At 74.8% G+C, this 925-nt stretch carries 1 protein-coding gene; it reads left to right on the top strand.

Annotated elements, in window-relative coordinates; all coding sequences use genetic code 11:
* The coding region (locus ETD85_RS62505) for a sensor histidine kinase (RefSeq protein ID WP_138699125.1) at positions 1 to 909 on the top strand (909 nt) is incomplete at its 5' end.
* Between the last annotated feature and the right edge of the window lie 16 nt (positions 910 to 925).

The following is a 925-nucleotide window of genomic DNA, read 5'->3' as shown; positions in this document are numbered from 1 at the left end:
ATGTGTATAAGAGACAGGCTCACGACCGTCCGCCCCGCCCCTTCGGACGCCGTCGCCCACGACGCCACCTACCAGGACACACCGCCCTTCCAGGACACCCCGACCCTGGATCCGGCACCAGGACCTCGCACCCCGGCCACCACCCAGGCGTCCGCCCTCCGGCCGGCCACTGCGGAAGCGGTCACGCCGCCGTTGGACCCGGCCGCCGCGGAGGCGATCGCGTTCCGGCGAGATGCGGTCGCTGCGGAGGCGGTCGCACTACGGCTGGACGTGGTCGCTGCGGAGACGGTCGCACTACGGCCGGATGCGGCGGTCGCTGCGGAGGCGGTCGCGTTGGAGCGGGCCAGGATCGCCGGGGAGGTGCACGACGCGGCCGGGCACGGGCTGGCGGCCATCGCCATGCAGGCCGGGCTCGCGCTCGTCACCCTCGACGACGACCCGGAGCAGGCACGAGCCTCACTTCAGGCGATCAGGGAGACCAGCACGACGGCGCTCGCCCACCTGCGTGCGGCCCTCGACGGGATCGACCCGCCCGGCGGAGACCTGCGGAGTCTCATCGCCGGCGTGCGCGCGGCGGGCCTGCCGGTGGACGTCGAGCCCGCCGACCTCGTCGTGCCCGCCCATCTCCAAGGGCCGGTTTATCGCGTCGTGCGCGAGTCCCTCACCAACGTCCTGCGGCACGCCGGTCCGACGAGGGCGCTCGTACGAGTGGACGGCGATCCGCGCGAGTTCGTGCTGGAGGTCGCCGACCGGGGCGCGGGCCCGGCGGACCCGGCGAGTCTGGAGGAAGGCCGTGGCCTGGCCGGGATGCGCGCCCGGGTCACCGAGGCCGGCGGCCACTTCACCGTGGGACCACGCGAGGGCGGCGGCTTCCGGGTGGTGGCCACCTTCCCGCAGGTCCCAGCGTGACCACCCCCGACGGCCC

This window comes from Nonomuraea zeae, from assembly GCF_005889725.1.
Taxonomy (GTDB): domain Bacteria; phylum Actinomycetota; class Actinomycetes; order Streptosporangiales; family Streptosporangiaceae; genus Nonomuraea; species Nonomuraea zeae.
The sequence above is the reverse complement of the archived record's forward strand: the minus strand, read 5'-3'. Positions and strand labels throughout refer to the sequence as shown.